Source organism: Brevibacillus sp. HB1.2, from assembly GCF_013332495.1.
GTDB classification, from domain to species: domain Bacteria; phylum Bacillota; class Bacilli; order Brevibacillales; family Brevibacillaceae; genus Brevibacillus; species Brevibacillus porteri.
Genome location: NZ_JABMIU010000009.1, coordinates 121,873 through 141,316, shown reverse-complemented (window position 1 = coordinate 141,316; position 19,444 = coordinate 121,873). Strand labels below are relative to the sequence as shown.

Annotated in this window: 16 protein-coding genes; 12 read left to right on the top strand and 4 right to left on the bottom strand. The window is 50.1% G+C overall.

From position 1 onward, the window contains the following. Positions 1 to 128: 128 nt before the first annotated feature. The 4 genes from HPY28_RS20155 to HPY28_RS20140 all read left to right on the top strand — a co-directional run bounded on the left by HPY28_RS20155 (position 129) and on the right by HPY28_RS20140 (position 3,238). Entirely contained in the window at positions 129 to 986 is an 858-nt protein-coding gene (locus tag HPY28_RS20155; protein ID WP_254613163.1) for a putative RNA methyltransferase, read from the top strand. A 120-nt stretch (positions 987 to 1,106) separates the two neighbouring features. After that, positions 1,107 to 1,859, top strand: a complete 753-nt coding sequence (locus HPY28_RS20150; RefSeq protein WP_174231261.1) for an RNA polymerase sigma factor — start codon at positions 1,107 to 1,109, stop codon at positions 1,857 to 1,859. Between the two features lie 76 nt (positions 1,860 to 1,935). Then, positions 1,936 to 2,349 carry a VOC family protein gene (locus HPY28_RS20145; RefSeq protein ID WP_017250518.1) on the top strand — a complete coding sequence of 138 codons (414 nt, stop codon included), beginning with the start codon at positions 1,936 to 1,938 and terminating at the stop codon, positions 2,347 to 2,349. Between the two features lie 310 nt (positions 2,350 to 2,659). Continuing rightward, a complete protein-coding gene (locus tag HPY28_RS20140) occupies positions 2,660 to 3,238 on the top strand; it encodes a TMEM175 family protein (protein ID WP_173623708.1) in 579 nt (192 codons plus the stop codon). 198 nt (positions 3,239 to 3,436) lie between these two features. On the opposite strand, the gene HPY28_RS20135 is transcribed toward HPY28_RS20140, so the two are convergent. After that, entirely contained in the window at positions 3,437 to 4,657 is a 1,221-nt protein-coding gene (locus HPY28_RS20135; protein WP_174231283.1) for a hypothetical protein, read from the bottom strand. Between the two features lie 762 nt (positions 4,658 to 5,419). Between HPY28_RS20135 and dpaL the strand changes: the two genes are divergently transcribed. The 8 genes from dpaL to HPY28_RS20095 all read left to right on the top strand — a co-directional run bounded on the left by dpaL (position 5,420) and on the right by HPY28_RS20095 (position 15,773). Next, the gene (gene dpaL / locus HPY28_RS20130) at positions 5,420 to 6,658 is read left to right on the top strand and encodes a diaminopropionate ammonia-lyase (protein ID WP_174231260.1); all 1,239 of its coding nucleotides are present in this window, start codon (positions 5,420 to 5,422) and stop codon (positions 6,656 to 6,658) included. Beyond that, the gene (locus HPY28_RS20125; RefSeq protein WP_174231259.1) at positions 6,655 to 7,815 is read left to right on the top strand and encodes an ArgE/DapE family deacylase; all 1,161 of its coding nucleotides are present in this window, start codon (positions 6,655 to 6,657) and stop codon (positions 7,813 to 7,815) included. The genes dpaL and HPY28_RS20125 overlap by 4 nt, the downstream gene beginning before the upstream one ends. Before the next feature lie 74 nt (positions 7,816 to 7,889). Further along, on the top strand, positions 7,890 to 9,671 hold the full coding sequence (locus HPY28_RS20120) for a sigma-54-dependent Fis family transcriptional regulator (RefSeq protein ID WP_174231258.1): 1,782 nt from the start codon (positions 7,890 to 7,892) through the stop codon (positions 9,669 to 9,671). A gap of 102 nt (positions 9,672 to 9,773) precedes the next feature. Continuing rightward, a complete protein-coding gene (lepB, locus tag HPY28_RS20115; protein ID WP_017250512.1) occupies positions 9,774 to 10,331 on the top strand; it encodes a signal peptidase I in 558 nt (185 codons plus the stop codon). A gap of 98 nt (positions 10,332 to 10,429) precedes the next feature. Continuing rightward, positions 10,430 to 11,926, top strand: a complete 1,497-nt coding sequence (locus tag HPY28_RS20110) for a helix-turn-helix domain-containing protein (RefSeq protein WP_174225928.1) — start codon at positions 10,430 to 10,432, stop codon at positions 11,924 to 11,926. 163 nt (positions 11,927 to 12,089) lie between these two features. After that, entirely contained in the window at positions 12,090 to 13,760 is a 1,671-nt protein-coding gene (hutU, locus tag HPY28_RS20105; protein WP_017250510.1) for a urocanate hydratase, read from the top strand. A gap of 5 nt (positions 13,761 to 13,765) precedes the next feature. Further along, on the top strand, positions 13,766 to 15,040 hold the full coding sequence (hutI, locus tag HPY28_RS20100) for an imidazolonepropionase (protein ID WP_174231257.1): 1,275 nt from the start codon (positions 13,766 to 13,768) through the stop codon (positions 15,038 to 15,040). A 94-nt stretch (positions 15,041 to 15,134) separates the two neighbouring features. After that, positions 15,135 to 15,773 carry a pyridoxamine 5'-phosphate oxidase family protein gene (locus tag HPY28_RS20095; protein WP_026043241.1) on the top strand — a complete coding sequence of 213 codons (639 nt, stop codon included), beginning with the start codon at positions 15,135 to 15,137 and terminating at the stop codon, positions 15,771 to 15,773. 59 nt (positions 15,774 to 15,832) lie between these two features. Here the strand turns inward: HPY28_RS20095 and HPY28_RS20090 are convergent, their stop codons facing one another. The 3 genes from HPY28_RS20090 to HPY28_RS20080 are packed head-to-tail and all read right to left on the bottom strand — an operon-like array spanning position 15,833 to position 19,348. Further along, positions 15,833 to 17,266 carry an eCIS core domain-containing protein gene (locus HPY28_RS20090; protein ID WP_174225926.1) on the bottom strand — a complete coding sequence of 478 codons (1,434 nt, stop codon included), beginning with the start codon at positions 17,264 to 17,266 and terminating at the stop codon, positions 15,833 to 15,835. 2 nt (positions 17,267 to 17,268) lie between these two features. Further along, on the bottom strand, positions 17,269 to 18,942 hold the full coding sequence (locus HPY28_RS20085; RefSeq protein WP_173623702.1) for an MORN repeat-containing protein: 1,674 nt from the start codon (positions 18,940 to 18,942) through the stop codon (positions 17,269 to 17,271). 19 nt (positions 18,943 to 18,961) lie between these two features. Next, positions 18,962 to 19,348, bottom strand: a complete 387-nt coding sequence (locus HPY28_RS20080) for a DUF4280 domain-containing protein (RefSeq protein WP_007721356.1) — start codon at positions 19,346 to 19,348, stop codon at positions 18,962 to 18,964. Between the last annotated feature and the right edge of the window lie 96 nt (positions 19,349 to 19,444).

Genomic DNA, 19,444 nt, shown 5'->3' with positions numbered 1-19,444 from the left:
TTCGTTCGTAATCGGTAATGTGAGGTACAGATCAACGTAATCCCGCATTTTTTTGAAAATGCTTGGGGTTTATTTGACTGTGCCTTTTTTCATTCACCGAAATACGAATGAATGGGGTGCTTTTTTTGATGTCTACAGCTATCTCTCAGCATGTGGAGATTTTTCGTTGTCCAATTTGCCAGGCAGCTATGCGCAACGTACCTGCATCCAGCTTGGTATGCAACAATCATCATTGCTTTGATTTATCCAAGCACGGCTATGTTCACTTGGCTACGCGAACCTACAAAACAAAGTATGACAAGCAAATGTTCGCAGCGAGAAGGACGATAATGGAGCAAGGTTTTTTTGATCCATTGTATGACGTGTTAAGCGAAGTCATCCTGCATATTACAGAACCCGAGGAAAGCCAGATGTATGTACTGGATGCAGGATGTGGCGAAGGCTATCATCTGTCGCAGGTTCGGCAGAGAGTGATGCAAACGAGCGAAGTCCCCTTTATCGGAGTGGGTGTCGATCTCGCCAAAGAGGGAGTTATGCTCGCGGCGAAGAGCGATCCAGAAGTAGTTTGGTGCGTTGGCGATTTGACGAAGGCGCCGTTTGCCGACAGACAGTTTCCTTACATTTTCAATCTGTTATCTCCATCCAATTCGGATGAGTTTCATAGACTCCTGGCTGATGATGGACGGATGATCAAAGTCATTCCCGAAGCCAACTATTTGCGAGAACTACGAGAAGTCTTGTATCAAGAGACACCAAAAACAAAATATGCGAATCATCGTACGATCGATCACTTCAAAGCCAGCTTCCAGCTAATCGGCAAAGAACGGATTCAGTATCAGTTCCGACTGGATGAAGGGAGTCTTTCTTCCCTGCTCCAGATGACTCCGTTGGCATGGGGGGCTACACCTGAGCAGTTGGAACGGGTGTCTGACTTGGCAGGAGCGGACATGACGATAGACTTGGTTGTGTTGATTGGCAGGAAATAACGTAGCGACTGTCCTGAGCGGGAAAAATCCGTTCTGGACGGTCGTTTTCTTTTGTTTGACAGCGTTCCTTCTTTTATTGAAAATAAATGTGAATAGTCAGAAAGGTTTTGGAGGGATAGTATGGGAGCGGATCAGGAAGAGGCTTCCTTTTTGCGCGTAAAACCTTTACTTGCGGATATCCAAAAGCATTGCTTGTCCCTCACGAAAAACGACTGGGATGCGCAGGATCTCCTGCAAGAAACATTGACGAAGGTGTATCGTTCCTTGCAGAAGGCTCCAGGCAGACAACTGACCAAGGCATTTTTGAGGCAAATTGCCACGAATGCTTGGATCGATCATTGCCGGAAAGGAAAGGCGAATGAGCATCCCGCCCTGTTTGATGAAGCGATCTATCTGCATCAGCCCACTGTAACCGATGCGTTTGTGCAGAGAGAGGTGTTCGAGCAACTGGCTGATCGTCTAAATGCCAGACAGATGGTGCTGATTCTCATGATGGACATTTTTTCGTTTACGGCGCAGGAAACAGCCACATTGCTGCATACGACTGTAGGGGCAGTGAAGGAAGGTGTGAAGAGGGCACGCCAGCGCTTGTTCGTGTTGGCAGAGCAATACAGACAGGATGAAAGCCCATCCAGCAAAAAGAAAATCGACAAAGCTGGACGTCGTGATTCGTCTGGATTGGTATCAAAAGAAGGGTTCGAGCAATTTTTGGCTGCTTTTCGTGCGGGGGATGCCTATGCGATTTGTCAAACGTACCTGCGCCTCGCAGAGCAGGGCGTGAGCGTGGAAAAGGTTTCGGTAGCAGGCGATCGCCTTTTCTTTGCTGTTCGTGACCCGGATGGACATTTGCTGCATTTTTTTCAGAAATGGTAGAGGTACCCGTTTCTTTTTGTTCTTTTCTTTCGTTTATGAGGGTGAACGTATATTGGAAATAAAGGAGCGAACACAAATGAGTATTCATGTACGTAACTTTGCGGTTGTACAGCTACCAGTCAAAAACTTGGAGGTATCCATAAAGTGGTATCGGGAGGTGCTTGGCATTCCGTTTACTTTCGAATTTTCACCTGGAGACAACGAGGCTTGGTTGAACGTAGGCGGAGTAGGTCTCGGACTCATTCGTTGTCCGGAAGTTCCGCGTTTGGACTTTACCGATATGGCCGGACAAGCCCAACCGATCATCTCTTTGCAGGTAGACCAAATCCATGAGGTTTATGAGGAACTGAAAAGCAAAGGAATCGAAGTAGGTGAAATGACGTATAAGAGAGGCGGGGGCTATAGCTTTACGTTTCGTGATCCAGATGGGCACTTGAACCATCTATGGGGTGGATGGCCATCTGCTGAGGATGAAGAGCGAAACGCATAGAGTCATTCTGTTCGATAAAGCCACCTGAGAGAGTTAAGCAGGTAATTATTTCTAGATTCAGGGACGCGGTGGAGAGAAGAATATTTCCAGTCTACGCTCCGGGCTACTTCCTGCTAGGAAGTGGAGACTGTCCGCTCCGCAGCGATCCTGCGGTTCAATTCGGCCAGAAACGCAAGGGAATGTTCGTAACAATTTTTTCGGTCCTTCATTAGCGAAAAGGTGGTGCTTGCCATTATGCAGAACATATAGAATAACTACAGATATCTATAGATCAATGAAGCACGTAAAAAGGGAAACAGGTGATCACCAAATGAGAGCAAACCGGATGGAAGCGTTCAGCGATGGCGTACTGGCGATTATCATTACGATCATGGTGCTAGAATTCAAAGTACCGGAAGGCCAAGACTGGTATTCGTTAATCGAACTAGGCCCAAAAGTGCTTAGCTACATCTTTAGTTTCGTTTATGTCGGCATCTACTGGAACAACCATCATCATCTGTTGCACATGATTCGAACAATGAACGGGCGGCTGATGTGGCTCAACTTGATATTGCTTTTCTGGCTATCCTTTATTCCCTTCACGACCGCCTGGATGGGGGAAAGCCATTTTGCCCCCGCCCCGATGGCATTGTACGGGATCGTTCTTCTGCTTGCAGCGACTTCTTACAGGTTTCTCCAGCTCGCAATCATTAGCCAGCATTCCGGTGATTCCGCATTCGTAAAGTCAATGGGCAGAGACTGGAAGGTGAAAGTATCTCCTTTTCTCTACTTGCTCGCAATATTGACCGCGTATGTGGGTCCATGGGTTTCCGGTTTCTTTTACGTACTCGTTGCTGTGATCTGGGTCGTGCCAGAAAAGCGAATCGAGCACATCTTGAGAAGCGAATAATTGGGCCGAAGAAGCAAAGCCTCCAAACCGGAGGCTTTGTTTCAAGTAAATCCGAAATGAATTATTTTTCGAAAAAAATAGGTTTCTTTACAGCTTGATTAAACGAACGGAGAACGAGCGTCAAATACAACGAACTCAAAAATGGCCATCCCGCAAAGGATGGCCTTAAAACTTATTATCAACCTTGCTTCACTTTATTCAGTAATCGCGTGCTGCGTCGAACCAGCGTTGAGCTGTCTCCTCCGTTATAGGCTGGCCGATTTGGTGGTCAGACTGGCTTAGTTGCCATACAGCTTCACCAAGGTCTTCTCGTTCAATGGTTTCGATACCTTTGAGGGTGTTGAAACGCACGGTGAAGGCGGTAATGGCTGCCTCCGCATCAGCAAGGCTGCGGGCTTGAGCCAAGGCCGCTTGTGCAACGTCATAAGCTTCATTAGCCAGCTTGGCCAGACGTTTCGGCCAGGATGAAAATGGGCGGCCAAACTCGGTCGTCCACCACTCAGGCTTCCGTAATTGGCTCACTGAAGCGTAGCCTGTCCACGGGCGGGTCTTAGCTCGCGCTTTCATTTGCTGTCTCAGTCGCTTGCCAGCAATCTCCTCCACGTTATAGGCGATAAATCTGTCAAGCAAAGGCCACACATGTAATGGCGGCAAGTCACCCAGATCAGGCATGAAGCGCAGCTCCAAATTCGTTAACTGGGACTGACGAGCTAGCAAGTCCAAATCGCAGAAATTCCCCCACAAACTCAGTGATGTAAGATTCTGAAATCGACTTAGGCACTCCAGTGAGATAGGCTGCGCCAGCGGTTCGTTTCGAAGCGTCAGGCTCGTGACCTGATGCAGCTCGCCCAGATCGGGTAGCAAGAAGGGATCCTTATTCTTGCGGCGGCTGGTGCCCGGCTTCAGTGTCAGAGAGTATGGCATGTCGCCATCGACAGAGAAACGCGATAGATCGCCAGCTACACTCAGACGGAAATATTCAGAGACCAAGTGCTTCGGGAGTTTTAGATGCAAACGGCTTTCAAACTTGTCCAGTTCGATAGACAAGTCGTGCAATTTGGAATGGCTGGCGTCCACGACTATGTCATTAGGCAGGATTGGAACCCATGACATTCCTTCAATGGGGCGTTCATTGGCCCAGTCGAAGAAGCCTGTGTCGCTACCTGTGTAGTACAGAACTCGCGGCCAGGGCGATCCAGCTGGTGTGGCAAAAGAATCGAATACGCTCCAATTGATAGGTGTATAGGGATCGATGTGAAGGTCTGCTTTATTGCCCAATTGTGACGGTCCAATGGAGAGGCTCCCTACGCCGGGCTTGAGAACAAGCGTGTGGCTCTGTGGGCCAGTCAGGTCGATGGGATAACGACCATCTTCTCTAATAGAACCAATAGGAGAACGAGATTGCTTGTGAATTGGCATTTCCTTCATCCTTCCTTCTTAACTCCTGACTTCTGTGCTATGTATCAATCCATCTCAGTACTTTGGAGATTAATAAAAATATAGCATATAAATCCAGACCGAACTTGTAGTTGCTGCGGTGGAGAGAAGAATATTTCCAGTCTACACTCCGGGCTACGTCCTGCTAGGAAGTGTGAGACTGTCCGCTCCGCAGCGATTTGCGTGGAAACGAAAAAGTGGTAGCCGCTCCGTCGCAGGGGCATGTTGCATTTCTTTTGCCCGCAAATCCCCGCAAAGCTGGGATGGACTTCGAAAGTCGCTAGGACTGGAAATATTCTTCTCTGGCCTAGCGAATGGTTTGTACACAATCTTTCAAAGCCTATCTGAAAACCAACAGTTCGTAAGGAAACAGGAGAAATAAGCGAAGATCTTTGGGGCACCTACCGAGGCGCAATGGAAAAAGCGAAACACGCCTTTAAGCGTCCACCTCTGAAAAGCATCCCTGAACCTCTACTTTGGACGCGGTTTCGCTTTTTCCATGGAGCCGTGCAGTCAATCCCCCAAGCTGGTGACCCAAGAAGCTGGAGCGTTTTCTCCTGTTTCCTCCCACCACAGCAGCTAGAATGACGAGTATCAAAACAAGACTTAAAGTATCAAAATGATACAATTTAATCTCATTTTGATACGGTTACCACCAAACTAATAAGCCACCCACGCCTCGCACTGTTGGCACGATCCTTGCTCTATCAAAAAGGATGAAACCACCCGAGGAGGAACCCATCGATGGATAAACGCCCACCAATCTACGTTGTGAAAAATAATAGAAAAAATAGCGAGAATTCTCGCATTCCTACCTATTTGACCGAAAAAGAAACCCGTTTTGCCAAAGCCTTTCACGAATCTCTTGCAAACTACGAGCCGACTCCCCTCGTTACATTGCCTGTACTAGCACGTGAGCTGGGAGTAGATCAGGTACTTGTAAAAGATGAGTCCAAGCGATTTGGTCTCAATGCCTTCAAGGTTCTGGGAGCTTCTTATGCGATGGCTCGTTTCTTGTGCGAAAAGCTGGGGAAATCAACAGAAGAGATGACCTTTGAAGCATTATGTTCCCAAGAAATGAGAGACCGAATCGGAGAAGTCACCTTCGTCACTGCGACAGATGGCAATCACGGACGGGCAGTTGCATGGGCTGCTAAAGCGCTCGGACAGCATGCCGTTGTTTATTTGCCCAAAGGATCCGCCCAGCAACGGGTAGATGCGATACGGGAGGCGGGTGCACATGCCCACGTCATCAATGGAAACTACGATGAAGCCGTGCGTCTCTCAGAACAAATGGCGAAGGAACGTGGTTGGCAAGTGATTCAAGATACAGCATGGGAAGGCTACACGACCATTCCCACGTGGATCATGCAAGGCTATACGACGATGGCAGCAGAGGCCATGGAACAACTCACAGCCCTCACTGACGCCAAACAGCCGACGCATTTGTTCTTGCAGGCAGGTGTCGGCTCCATGGCCGCCGCAGTCTTGGGACATTTCGTAGCAGCACAAGCAAATAAAGACCTAACGACCGTGATCGTCGAGCCGCATAGCGCCAATTGCATGGTCCTCTCAGCAGAAAAGAACGACGGACAACCACATGCAGCTACGGGCGAGCTAGGAACCATTATGGCGGGTCTAGCATGTGGTGAGCCGAATCCGATGGCATGGGAGATCTTGCAGGGGCATGCAAACTTCTTCGTCAGCTGTGCCGATTACGTGGCGGCAAACGGCATGCGCCTACTTGCGGCACCGGCTGGAGACGACCCTTCCATTGTGAGTGGGGAAAGTGGAGCAGTCGGGGTAGGGCTTCTTGCTGCCTTGATGAGCAAGCCTATGTATCATCAACAGCGTGAGCAGCTCGGCTTGAATGAAAATTCCGTTGTTCTGTGCTTTAGTACGGAAGGGGATACGGATCGGGATATCTACAGACGTATCATCTGGGAAGGTGCATGCCGAGAAGAGGAGGAGATGACAAAATGAACGTGACGATCAATCGAGGCGAACTGATTTCATTGGTACAGAATTTGATTCGGATTGATTCGGTGAACCCGTACCTGGATGAGGATGGACCGGGCGAGAAAGCGATCGCCGCATTTATTCGAGAGCGTTTGGAGGCGGCAGGACTGGAGGTTCATGTCACACCTATTAACGACACCGCGGTCAATGTCGTCGGGATCCTACGGGGAGCAGGCGGAGGCAAATCCCTGATGCTAAACGGACATATGGATACGGTGAGCGCCAAGCGCATGGAGATTCCGCCGTTTGAGCCTACCCTTGTGGACAACAAAATTTACGGTAGAGGCAGTCAGGACATGAAGGGTAGTCTGGGGGCCATGATCGCCGCAGTAGAGGCGATCGCACAAGCAAAGGTTACTTTAGCAGGAGATGTCATTTTGACTTTTGTCGCTGACGAGGAGTATAAAAGCATCGGCACAGAGGAGCTGGTAAAGGCGTACAAAGCAGATGCAGCGATATGCTGTGAGCCTTCCGATCTGGCGATTGGTGTCGTTCACAGAGGATTTGCCTGGGTCAAATGCGAGGTGCTGGGCAAGGCAGCTCACGGAAGTCGTCCAACAGAAGGGATTGATGCAATCGTTCGTGCGGGCAGGGTCCTGCAAGAGCTGGAGCGTCTTTCAGACAGATTGGCTCAAGGCACGGCTCATCCGATACTCGGTGCGGCATCTGTCCATGCTTCACTCATTCAGGGTGGAACAGAGCTGTCCACCTACCCAGATTATTGCCGCATCGACTGGGAGAGAAGGACGTTGCCGGGCGAGACAGAGGCAGACGTGGCCAATGAAATAGAAGCGATCCTACAGAAGCTGCGCGCTGAAGATGAGACGTTCCAAGCAAGCGCCGAGCTGTCATTTTTGCGAGAGCCGTTTGAAGTCGGGCTGGATGAACCTGTTTATATCGCTCTTCAGGCAGCGTGTAAGAGCGTGATGGGAAAAACACCCGAGGTATGCGGATTCTCAGGGTGGACGGATGCGGCATTATTGCAGGAAGCGGGAATCCCTACTGTCCTATTCGGACCAGTGGGAGCCGGTCTGCATGCGGCAGTCGAATATGTAGAGGTAGATAGCTTGGTAGACATGAGTGTCATCTTGGTGGAGACAATTTGCGATTTTTGCCAGTAAAAAAATGCATAAGGGCTGGCTTCCCCTGTGATGCGCTATAATGTAGGCAATAGATTGACGGGAGGGGAAGCCCGATGCCCTTGCGAGATATTCAAGAAAGTGTGCAACAGATTGCTTCGGCTGTTGCATCCGTTCTGCGCGTAGAGGTAGAGATTGCGGACAGTCAGTTTTTGCGGATCGCAGGGACGGGGAAGAATGAGGCTGGCGTTTTGCGGACGATGGCAGGAGAGGACCATATATACCGGGAGTCGTTGCTCGCCGGGCATCCTGTTGTGATCATGCATCCAGGGCAGGATGAGCGGTGTCGTCCCTGTATGCATTATGGAAATTGCACGGAGACGGGAGAGATTTGCTGCCCGATACAATTAGACAATGAAAATATAGGTGTGATCGGCCTGCTCGCTTTCGATGAGGAGCAGCGCGAGCGGTTGTTTGCGGATGTGGATGCGATATTGACCTATTTGCAAAAAATGGCCGAGCTGATCGCCATTAAGCTAAAAGAGCATTACTTGTACGTCGAGCAGTTGCATACGGTAGAAAAGCTGCGTGTCGTCATGGATGAAATGGACAAAGCCATGTTTCTCGTCGATCAAGACAATCGGATCATTCAGGCGAACCAGCGTGCCCGTCAGTATTTGCAGCTCGATCACGACGACAGTCAAATGGCAGGATGGATAGACGCTATTCGCGATGCAGATGCCGCGCAGTCTGCGCCAAAGCAGGTCGTTTTGTCCATCGGGCAGGAAGAAAAGACATTTTTGTTTGCCATTAAGCCCATTCTCCTGGCAGGAACGGTCAAAGAATGGGTGATTACGCTAGATGATGTACAGGAAGTCGTGCAAATCGCAAGGCAGGTGAGTGGATACTCGGAGCCCGACCCTTTTCGGATGATCGGTGGAAACAGTCCTGCGATTGTACAGGCAAAGGAAGTGGCAAGACGTGTAGCAGCCAGTGATTCGACTGTCTTGCTCCAAGGGGAAAGTGGAACCGGAAAGGAGCTCTTTGCTAGAGCCATTCATCAGGCAAGCCCGCGCCGTGACGAGCCGTTTCTCTCGATTAATTGCGCCGCAATCCCTGAGCATTTGATGGAGAGCGAGCTGTTCGGTTACGAGGAAGGCTCATTCACAGGAGCGCGAAAGGGTGGAAAACCGGGGTTGTTTGAGGTCGCAGGAAAAGGCACACTGTTTCTCGATGAAATCGGGGATATGCCCATGCACTTACAGAGCAAGCTGCTGCGCGTGTTGCAAGAAAAGGAACTGTATCGAATTGGAGGTAACGGCAAGCCCATACGCTTAGCGGCAAGGATCATTGCAGCAACCCATCTGGATTTGCAGGAGCGGGTAGACGCGGGGTTGTTTCGCTTGGACCTGTACTATCGATTGCATGTGATTCCCATTCACTTGCCCTCGCTGCGAGAACGTAGAGAGGATATACTTCCTTTGGCGAATGATATCCTTTTGGCGCATGCGAATCGGGTGGGGAAGAAATTGCACGGCTATTCCCAAGAGACGCAAAACGTCCTGTTTCATCACGACTGGAGAGGAAATGTCCGAGAGCTGGAAAATGTAATCGAGTACGCAGTCAATATGGAAGCAAACGCTTGGGTTCAGCCCTCGAGCTTGCCGATTCGAACGGGAATGCTGCGTGAATCTTCCTCGCATTCCAATAAAGAAAGTCAGGGGTCATTCGACTGGCAAAAGCAAGGGCTTACACTGAAAGAACTGGAACGAGCCGCAATCGATACTGCGATGCAACAAATCCGGGATAGAAACGGACGAAAAGAAGAAGCAGCTGTACTATTAGGCATAAGCCGGGCAACGTTGTTTCGGAAACTGCGCGAGTATGGTCTCACCTGATCTTTGCTTCTAGCTGATTTTTTGGGATTGAGCGGATAATGTGGTATGATGGTTTCGATGAATGAAAGAGAGAATGGTATAAGGAAGGAGTGCCAAAAGAAAATGAGAGAAGTATTAGGATGGATTCGATCGATAACCTTTGCTGTCGTTTTCGCTCTTGTCCTCGGAATCTTTGTATTTCAACCGTTCAAGGTTGATGGGCATTCCATGGACCCTACCTTACAAGACGAACAGCGCATATATGTGTCTAAACTATCACACACGTTTTCTTATTTGCCAGATTACGGCGAGATTGTCGTGATCGACAGTCGGGTAGAGCGAGACCGTACGTTGATGGACGATATCGTGGGGCATCCCTTGGTGTCGCTGGTCACAGGTCAAGGCGATGATCACACGATGTATGTCAAGCGAGTCATTGGAAGACCAGGCGACGTACTAGAGTTCAAAGACAACAAGGTGTATCGAAACGGTGAGGCATTGAACGAACCATATATCAAAGAAACGATGGAATATGTAGCAGACGGAAAGATCACGGTTCCAGCCGATCATGTTTTTGTCATGGGAGATAACCGGAATCACAGCACAGATTCCCGCGATATTGGTTTTATTCCGCTGGATCATGTGATGGGAACCATGATCGAAAATCCTCTCAAAAAGTAAGAACGTGAGTGAGAAAAGGTTGTCCAATTATGGGCAACCTTTGTTTCATAGAAAAAGATGTCCCACTCTTCTGATAGCTCTAAAAAGGAGGACGGCTTATGCCCAGCATTTTGATAGCGGATCGGGACCAGAACGAACGAATCGGAATCGGATGGCTCGTCACCAGCTATGCCATTCCGTATGACAAGGTGCATAGTGCCGGGACCATGGAAGACGTTTACGAAATGATGGAAGCGCATACACCGGAAGTGATCTGTATTGAACTGGACATGATTGGGCGCGGGCAGTGGGATCGGCTGAAGCTTCTGGTGGATCAGTATCGTCCGACTGTTGTGGTGACCACATCAGAGGCGACATTCGAGCGTGCGATGCAGGGGATTGGACTTTTTGCACGCGATCTATGGCTGAAGCCACAGACACCTGAATACATCAGGAGAATCCTGACGAGATGTTGCCAGGAGCGCTTGGATCGAAAGCGAATGAACGAAGAGAAGGGAATGGGAGCGGACAATGACAGGGATGTCTCGTATCTTGACCTGTTTTTCCCCGGGCATGCACAAGCCAAGTCTTTTTCGCTCATGCTGGCTCAATTGGAGGATCCGAAGCGGCATCCGGAACTGCTGCGCTTTTTTGAGGAATATCCGTTTCGCGACAAACCCAATCTATTGCCGCTAGGGGAGACCATTGTGGGGGTTTTTCCAATGGATGCTGCGGTCTCGCCTTCTAGTCTCCACCAAATGGGCAAGCGCTTGCTGATGGACTGGGAAGCAAACAGTGATGCGCCGCTCTTTTTGGTCATGTATGACGCAAGCAACTATGAGCAGAGCTTGAACGAAACGTATGCGGAAGCGAGCCAAGCGCTGCAAGTCCGCTTTTTCAAAGGATATCGGCAAGTGACGGTCATTGATAATCGTGTGAATTGGATGATGATTGACCCATTTTTGACCCCTGCCGAACAGCGCACGTGGGTTGAAATGCTGGATGAAGGCAATCGGGAAGAGTTGAAGCAGTGGCTGTATACACACTTCTTTTACAAGGAAGAGCCTTATCCGGAGCCGGGACTGTTGCGTATTCGGCTGACGAGTATTTTGGCCCAAGTCAGGCGCTACATGAAATCACGTGGTCTTGACTCCGCACCTTTGGAAGAGGAGTATCACCGGGTTTTCGAAACGATTCTTTACTCGCCGATCTTGTATCGGATCGTAGTGGAACTGCTGCTGTTCATCAATCAGCTTCTTGATGTCGCTCATCATTCCATCGACGAGTCCCGTGCAGATGTTGTGGAACAGGCGATTCGCTATATAGAAGGCCGCTACACCGATCCGGCACTGCGCTTGGAGGAAGTCGCACGCTATATCGACCGCAGCCCTTCCTATTTCAGTACGCTGCTCGCGCAAAAGCAAGGAAGCTCTTTTCGCCAAATACTCACATCGTTGCGAGTAAAAGAAGCACGCCGATTGCTTCTCGAGACATCCTTGTCTGTCCATGAGGTGGCAGAGCGATGTGGATTCATCAACGCCAATTATTTCAGTAAAATTTTTAAGGAAAAGACAGGGACAACTCCACGTTTGTTACGAAATCAGAGAAAAAGATAGAAATCGAAAGAAAAGACAGATTTTTTTGTCAAACCATGAATGCGGTTGCATGTGAATCGAAAATAGAGGCACCAAATCGAAAGTGCGGTGCCTTTTTTGTCTTTCCTTGCTTTTTTACAATGGAGCTAAGAAATACATCCTTTTAGAAAAGCAGGTGGAAATGATGACGACGACACAATCCGTTGAGCAATTGATCCAAGCCTTTTCAGGTACCCAATTACATACAAAGGGATGGGTGCAGGAAGCGGCGCTGCGCATGCTTTTGAACAACCTCAATCCTGATGTAGCTGAGCGTACAGAGGATCTGGTCGTATACGGCGGAATTGGCAAGGCGGCACGGAACTGGGAATGCTTCGATGCGATTGTCAAAACATTGCAAACGTTAGAGAGTGATGAAACACTCCTCATCCAGTCTGGGAAGCCGGTTGCTGTATTCAAATCGCATACCGATGCACCGCGTGTGCTGCTGGCAAACTCGAATCTGGTGCCTGCTTGGGCGAATTGGGAGCATTTCCACGAGCTAGACAAAAAGGGTTTGATGATGTACGGACAAATGACAGCGGGAAGCTGGATTTATATTGGCAGCCAGGGCATCGTGCAAGGGACGTACGAGACGTTTGCAGAACTGGCACGCCAGCATTTTGAAGGCACACTGACCGGAACGATTACCTTGACAGCTGGCTTGGGCGGAATGGGTGGTGCGCAACCGTTGGCCGTATCGCTCAATGGTGGCGTCAGCATCAATATCGAGGTGGACCCGACCCGTATCCAACGCAGACTGGACACGAAATACCTGGATGTGATGACAGACAGTCTAGACGAAGCGATCCGTTTGGCGGAAGAAGCGAAACGCGACAAAAAAGGCATTTCCATCGGATTGCTAGGCAATGCACCGGAAGTGCTGAATGCCATGCTGGCTCGCGACTTTATCCCGGATGTGCTGACGGACCAGACCTCCTCGCATGATCCACTCAACGGCTACATTCCCATCGGCATGTCACTTGCGGAAGCAGCCGAACTGCGGACACGCGATCCGAAAGCGTACGAATCCCGTGCAAAAGCAAGCATCGCTGAACACGTTCGCGCCATGCTCGCCATGCAGGAAAAAGGAGCAGTTACTTTCGACTATGGCAATAACATCAGGCAGGTGGCAAAAAACGAGGGTGTAGAGGATGCATTCCGTTTCCCTGGCTTTGTGCCAGCCTACATCCGTCCGCAATTTTGTGAGGGCAAGGGGCCGTTCCGCTGGGTAGCGCTATCCGGCGATCCTGAGGATATTTACAAGACAGACGAAGTCATTCTTCGCGAGTTCTCCTACAATACTCATCTGTGCAACTGGATTCGCATGGCGCAGGAGCGCATTCAGTTCCAGGGACTGCCTTCCCGCATTTGCTGGTTAGGCTATGGCGAGCGTGCGCGTTTTGGTCAAATCATCAATGAGATGGTAGCGCGCGGTGAGCTTTCGGCCCCTATCGTCATTGGGCGTGACCATCTGGACTCCGGTTCTGTCGCTTCGCCAAACCGTGAGACGGAAGCGATGAAGGATGGCAGCGATGCGGTTGCAGACTGGCCGATTCTCAATGCCATGATCAATGCAGTAGGCGGAGCGAGCTGGGTATCTGTGCACCACGGAGGAGGCGTTGGCATGGGCTACTCTCTCCACGCCGGAATGGTCATCGTGGCAGATGGTACTCCAGAAGCAGCACGTCGTCTGGAACGAGTTCTCACGACCGATCCAGGCATGGGCATCGTCCGACATGTCGATGCAGGGTACGACCTCGCAGTTCAAACAGCCAAGGAAAAAGGCGTCCACATTCCGATGATAAAGGAGTAAGAGCCATGACTAAACCTGTATGGATTCGCCACGCCAGTCAGCTTGCTACTCTGGCTGGCAGCTCCTCTTCCCCGGTAGTAGGAGCGCAAATGAATGAGCTGTCGATCATCGAGGACGGAAGCATCTGGCTGGAAGACGGCGTTATCCAGCGTGTGGGAACAGATGAGGAGCTGGCGCTTTACTATCGAGACCGTGCGCATGAGGCGCAAATCATCGATGCTTCGGGTAAGCTGGTCACACCAGGGCTGATCGATCCGCATACACATCTGGTGCACGCGGGCAGTCGGCAAAACGAGTTTAATATGCGGCTAAACGGTGCGACGTATATGGAGATTATGAACAATGGCGGGGGAATTCACTCGACAACCGCAGCGACGCGCGCAGCTACCCACGAAGAGCTGTTTGCTCAGAGTAAGCAGCGTCTTGACCAATTTCTGTTGCATGGGGTTACAACTGTTGAGGCGAAAAGCGGCTACGGCCTGACATTGGAAGATGAGCTGAAGCAGCTGGAGGTCGCCAAGCAGTTGCACGAGGAACATCCCATGGACATCGTCAGTACCTTCATGGGTGCACATGCGGTGCCGCGCGAATACAAGGAAAATCCGGATGCATTTGTAGATGTGGTCATCGAGGAAATGATCCCAGAGGTTGCTCGTCGCAAGCTGGCTGTTTTTAACGATGTGTTTTGCGAAAGAGGTGTGTTCACCCCTGAGCAGTCCCGACGCATTCTCGAAGCAGGAGTCCGTCATGGGTTGCTGCCGAAGATTCATGCGGACGAAATCGAACCGTATGAAGGGGCAGAGCTGGCAGCTTCTGTTGGCGCGGTATCAGCGGATCATTTGCTGCGCGCCTCTGACAAGGGGATTAAACAGATGGCAGAAGCGGGTGTCATCGCTGTGTTACTGCCCGGTACGGCATTTTTCCTGATGGCAGAGTCAGCAAATGGCAGGAAAATGATTGATCGTGGGGTGGCTGTCGCGATTTCGACGGATTGCAATCCGGGCTCGTCTCCAACCGTTTCGCTCCCACTCATCATGAATCTGGGTTGCCTGAAAATGGGGATGACGCCAGCCGAGGTGCTGACGGCAGCTACTATCAATGCTGCTCACGCAATCCGCTGCGCGCATGAAGTCGGCAGCCTTGAGGTAGGGAAAAAAGCAGATGTCACGATTTTTGACGTCCCTGATTTCATGACCTTGCAATATCGTTACGGAATCAACCACGTAAACACAGTAATCAAAAACGGAGCGATTGTCGTTGCTGGGGGCAGACTGGCGTAATATGACCCTCTCCGGACTTCCTGCTTCTGCCATGAGCAAGAAAAGTGGTATGATGGTGGCAGGTTTGAACAAGCAGAGGAAAGAGGGGTTAGTCATGTCAGGATTCGGAATTTTCCGTGATGTGGTCACGTCAGAACAGCAACTGCGCGAAATGGTTGGAGAACCAAGTCGTCTCGTACAGAACAAGGCGATAACCCAGTTGGATGACCATAGCCGCAACTATATTGCCCAAGCGCCATTTCTCATCATTGCCACAGCAGACAAAGATGGCCATTGCGATGCTTCGCCACGCGGAGATGCGCCTGGTTTTGTGCATGTCATCGATGATCATCATCTCGTCATCCCTGAGCGCCCAGGAAACAAGCGGATGGATACTATCACGAACATTTTGGTCAACCCGCATATTGGGCTTATCTTTTTGATTCCTACGCTGGAAGAGACGTTCCGCGTGAACGGCAAGGCTTGCATTATTCGCGATGAAGAAATACTGGCGAAGATGGCGGTAAACGGGAAGGTGCCTACGCTTGGGATCGGTGTGAAGGTAGAGGAGTGCTTTGTGCACTGTGCGAAGGCATTTATGCGCTCTGGTCTATGGAAGCCGGAGTCATGGCCGGCAGAGGGGACGACTCCTAATGTCGCACAAATGCTGGCGGACCATGTGAAGCTTCCGGGTGTGACGGCAAAAGAAGTGGCGGAGGGCTTGCAAGACAGCTATACGAAACGATTGTACTAATCATGTCGAAAGAGAAACGGCAGCCATCCATTCAGCGTGATGGCTGCCGTTTCGTCATGTTATTCGCGAACAGGATCATCTACCAGCCACCCTGCACCGACTTCACCCCAGTAGTAACACTCCAACGAATACGATTGCATATTCGAATAGCGGATGTGTTCCGGGATAAGGAATGCGGGATTTACGCCACCTGTTCCGCCTGTGGGCGTTCCTTTGGTGATCCCGCGGAAAATGACCTTGATATTATAGGTGGGCAGATTGGTCATGCTCCTCAGTCTATTAATAACTCTTTGCTTGAGATCGCCTAGTTCGGCAGCCGCATTGTTTTCCGTTTTTGTGTAAGGCCAAGGATTTTCCGAATGATACTTTTGAATGACGATGACGTATTCATCATAATTACCAGTGTCGCGCCGTTTGTCCAATTGGCCGATCGCTTCGTGAATGCGGGCGTTAATTTGTAAATCATCATGGGAGCTGATCGTTTTGATCTCCATCGCAACGCGTTTATTTACTTCTAAAACGTTGGAATGATCCTCGTCTTCGTCCATTATGTGGACACTCTCATCGTTGGCGTTTTCCTGCTTCTCCAAATAGTTGTAATCGATGTCAGGATCGTTGTCCTTATCTTGACCGAAATATGGCGTGATCTCCTGTCCGAAAAGACGCTGTGCTTCTTCTAGTTCTGTATAGTTCCCACCTGTAACCGAGAAAATATCCGAAATTTTGGAGTGCAGACTGTAGCTGTATTTCACTTTGTTAAAGTAAGACAAGTAGTTTGTCTCGTCAAAAAGTTCATTGATTGTTCCTTCATGCAAATCATTGGTTTTCGCCACATGCTTATTCCACATTCTGCGTGCATCTAACAAGGCTTCATCCCACGTTCCTTGTATGATTGGGGATGATACAGAACTTGTTGTGTTATGGTCCGTGCTGTCCAGCTTGGTACCAGAAGCCGCAACAGATCCGTAGCGATCAGCTTCCGCTTCGAGAGCAGGATCGTCATTGATCGGCAGGCTGGCATCCGGAACGTTCGCTTTTACCCGTCCTTGTCGTTGCTGAACCACATGTGTCAGCTCATGACCGAGCAGTTGCTGACCACTTCGCGTCTCGGGCTGATAAGTGCCGGGAGCAAAGTGAATGTCATTCCCTTGGGCAAAGGCAACAGCCCCGATTTGGGAGGCGACAGACGATTCTGGATGAATCTGTACATCTGAAAAATCAGTGCGAAAAGCCTTCTCCATTTTTGCTTGGACGGAATCGGGGAGTGAGCGACCGCTACCGGAAGAGAGATTCTCCGATTTTTGCAAGGGAGTCCTCGATAACATGCGCTGCACAGCCTGATTGCCAAGAGTCTTTTGCAGAGAAAGGATGTGGGAAGAGTGACTTGCCTTTCTTTGGACCTGGCTCGGTTGGAGCATGGACCTGGAAGCAGGTGCTTTCGTTTTTTCATGAGTCGCATCCATAGAAGGCTTGCTAGATTCATAGCGTCGCATGATTACACCCCCTCTGCTTTTGTCACGTCCAATTGAATGGGTTCCTTTTGCTGTGCTTGATAGAAATAGAGATACAAATACGGGTCGACCAAATAGCTCGTGATAGCTCCAGAACGGTTAGAATACGTGGTGGACGTCTTGGGCAAAATGGCAGATTTGCTGTCGAGCTCGTTCCGATCTTCTTTGACGATAGAGATGATCTGTGGGTGATATACGTGGACGGCAGTGACAATCTGCTTGCTAGGGTGTCCTGGTGCTGGTTCAAGTGTAAAAGCCATGCTCATGTCACGGTAGGTAAGCTTTTGAGACGATAAGATGGCCTCGTTTGCTGGTGGAGCTTCGGGTACTTTTTGATCGGCAGAAGGAGTGACAGCTCCCTCGGCTTGTTTTGGCGCGTCATCGTCGGGCTTGCCCATAATCTCTTCCAGCTTGCTCCTGGAGATGCCGATGAATCCAGGTAAATAAATACGTCCTTCACGGAAGTACCCCTTGTACAACGGCAGGCCTTCCTTGTCGTAGAGCACCCCGATGCCATCGTAGGAACCTGCGCGAAATTGCCCTTGATACAACAGAGCGTCTTCGGCAGAACGAAGCTCTCCCGTTCCGTGATAATGCCCTTCGGCAAAGCCGCCTTTATACAGCGTTACGCCACTTGCATCACGAAGCTCGCCCTGCCCGTGATACACACCCAGTAAAAAATCACCTTGATAGACGATGCTACCACTGGTGGAGAGTTTGGTACCGGCTCCATTGAAGTGCCCATTTCGAAAATGACCTTCATACACGAGCTTGCCATCCCGATCAAAAAAACTACCGGTTCCATTGTATCTGCCGTCCACAAATTGCCCTTTGTACTGCACGAGCCCGTTTTCGTAGTAATCGGTACCTTCACCGCCGTAGAAGCCATTGTCAAACAGTCCGCCGTAGAGCAGCTTTCCATCCTTCGTAAAAAGCCTGCCAGCTCCGTTGTACACGCCATTTTTAAAAGCGCCCTCGTATTTGATTGCGCCGTTTGTGTACAATTCCTGACCGGCTCCATCGAGCTTCCCATTTTTGAATTCTCCCTGAAAAACGACTTGCTGGTTGTCGTTGTACAACGCTCCCTGACCAGCGTAAACGCCATTTTCAAACCCACCTTGATAGACGAGAACGCCTTTCCGGTATCCTTTGCCTAAGCCTTGTGGAGTGCCACTTTTGAACTCGCCATTGTAAAGGAGCTTCCCATTGTCGTCATAGAGCTCGCCTTTTCCGTCATACAGACCATCTACGAGCTGGCCATGATAAATCATCGTGCCCTCCGGGTTGTAGATAATCGCCAGACCCGTGTCGGAAATCTGTTGATTTGGAGTTTTTAGATGAATGACGATGGGACGCTGCAAATAGCGGTTAAGCGCATCGGGAGGATTGATGAACAGGAAGTAGACTAGGACAAGGAGGAATAGTCCTGTCAAAATGAGAAAGCGTTTGGCGATGTAAAAACGGCCGATATGCACGTAATCGTTGAGTGAAGTTTCTTTTTTGGCGAACAGTCCGGCAATGCCGTTCTTGATCCAATCGAGGGCTTGCTTGGGGAGAGCGGCTCCTTTTTTTATCCAATCCTGCACCCATTTTTTGAGCGGATTGATGAGCGGGTCGACAATCGTTTGTTCCGTTAGCTTTTGGAGTTGTTTGTCCATAACGTTTCCTCCCTATCTGTCAGGGAACCTGAATCGTCGCTTGACCGGGGTTCGTGATCTGGATGACGCCACCCCAGCTACACATGAGCTTGGAGGTTTGATTGAGGGCAGGCATGTTGGCGACGAGAACAGTAGGGGAGCCAGGAACCCAAGGAGCGGCGGTGACAGGAACGCAGGGGACCGGAGTGAAAACACCCAGCTTCGCCGCTGTAGCTGCTGCGACCTGAGGGTTGGACATCGTATTGCACATCCCGAATGGAAGGACGTTTACCATCGGTTTATTGTCCATGATGTTTGCGATCGGCATACTGGTTGTGACGCGGTTCACTGGGAGCACCATGAGTGAGCTGGGAGCTGCCCCGAAGCTGCACTGTAGCATGGCTCCTCCGCAGACGAGTTGTCCCATAAAGCCAACTCCTTTGCATAAGTCATCTGGTAAGATATTGAAAATCAATCTGTATAGTAGTATAAATGTCAAATAGAGAAGATGTATAGCGAAATT

What these genes read in the sequence shown, in the direction of transcription:
- HPY28_RS20110 (WP_174225928.1), top strand. Translation starts at nt 10,430, where the DNA reads ATGCCCAGCATTTTGATAGCGGATCGGGACCAGAACGAACGAATCGGA.
- hutI (WP_174231257.1), top strand. Translation starts at nt 13,766, where the DNA reads ATGACTAAACCTGTATGGATTCGCCACGCCAGTCAGCTTGCTACTCTG.
- lepB (WP_017250512.1), top strand. Translation starts at nt 9,774, where the DNA reads ATGAGAGAAGTATTAGGATGGATTCGATCGATAACCTTTGCTGTCGTT.
- HPY28_RS20135 (WP_174231283.1), bottom strand. Translation starts at nt 4,657, where the DNA reads ATGCCAATTCACAAGCAATCTCGTTCTCCTATTGGTTCTATTAGAGAA.
- HPY28_RS20095 (WP_026043241.1), top strand. Translation starts at nt 15,135, where the DNA reads ATGTCAGGATTCGGAATTTTCCGTGATGTGGTCACGTCAGAACAGCAA.
- HPY28_RS20145 (WP_017250518.1), top strand. Translation starts at nt 1,936, where the DNA reads ATGAGTATTCATGTACGTAACTTTGCGGTTGTACAGCTACCAGTCAAA.
- HPY28_RS20155 (WP_254613163.1), top strand. Translation starts at nt 129, where the DNA reads ATGTCTACAGCTATCTCTCAGCATGTGGAGATTTTTCGTTGTCCAATT.
- HPY28_RS20090 (WP_174225926.1), bottom strand. Translation starts at nt 17,266, where the DNA reads ATGCGACGCTATGAATCTAGCAAGCCTTCTATGGATGCGACTCATGAA.
- dpaL (WP_174231260.1), top strand. Translation starts at nt 5,420, where the DNA reads ATGGATAAACGCCCACCAATCTACGTTGTGAAAAATAATAGAAAAAAT.
- HPY28_RS20125 (WP_174231259.1), top strand. Translation starts at nt 6,655, where the DNA reads ATGAACGTGACGATCAATCGAGGCGAACTGATTTCATTGGTACAGAAT.
- HPY28_RS20140 (WP_173623708.1), top strand. Translation starts at nt 2,660, where the DNA reads ATGAGAGCAAACCGGATGGAAGCGTTCAGCGATGGCGTACTGGCGATT.
- HPY28_RS20080 (WP_007721356.1), bottom strand. Translation starts at nt 19,348, where the DNA reads ATGGGACAACTCGTCTGCGGAGGAGCCATGCTACAGTGCAGCTTCGGG.
- hutU (WP_017250510.1), top strand. Translation starts at nt 12,090, where the DNA reads ATGACGACGACACAATCCGTTGAGCAATTGATCCAAGCCTTTTCAGGT.
- HPY28_RS20120 (WP_174231258.1), top strand. Translation starts at nt 7,890, where the DNA reads ATGCCCTTGCGAGATATTCAAGAAAGTGTGCAACAGATTGCTTCGGCT.
- HPY28_RS20085 (WP_173623702.1), bottom strand. Translation starts at nt 18,942, where the DNA reads ATGGACAAACAACTCCAAAAGCTAACGGAACAAACGATTGTCGACCCG.
- HPY28_RS20150 (WP_174231261.1), top strand. Translation starts at nt 1,107, where the DNA reads ATGGGAGCGGATCAGGAAGAGGCTTCCTTTTTGCGCGTAAAACCTTTA.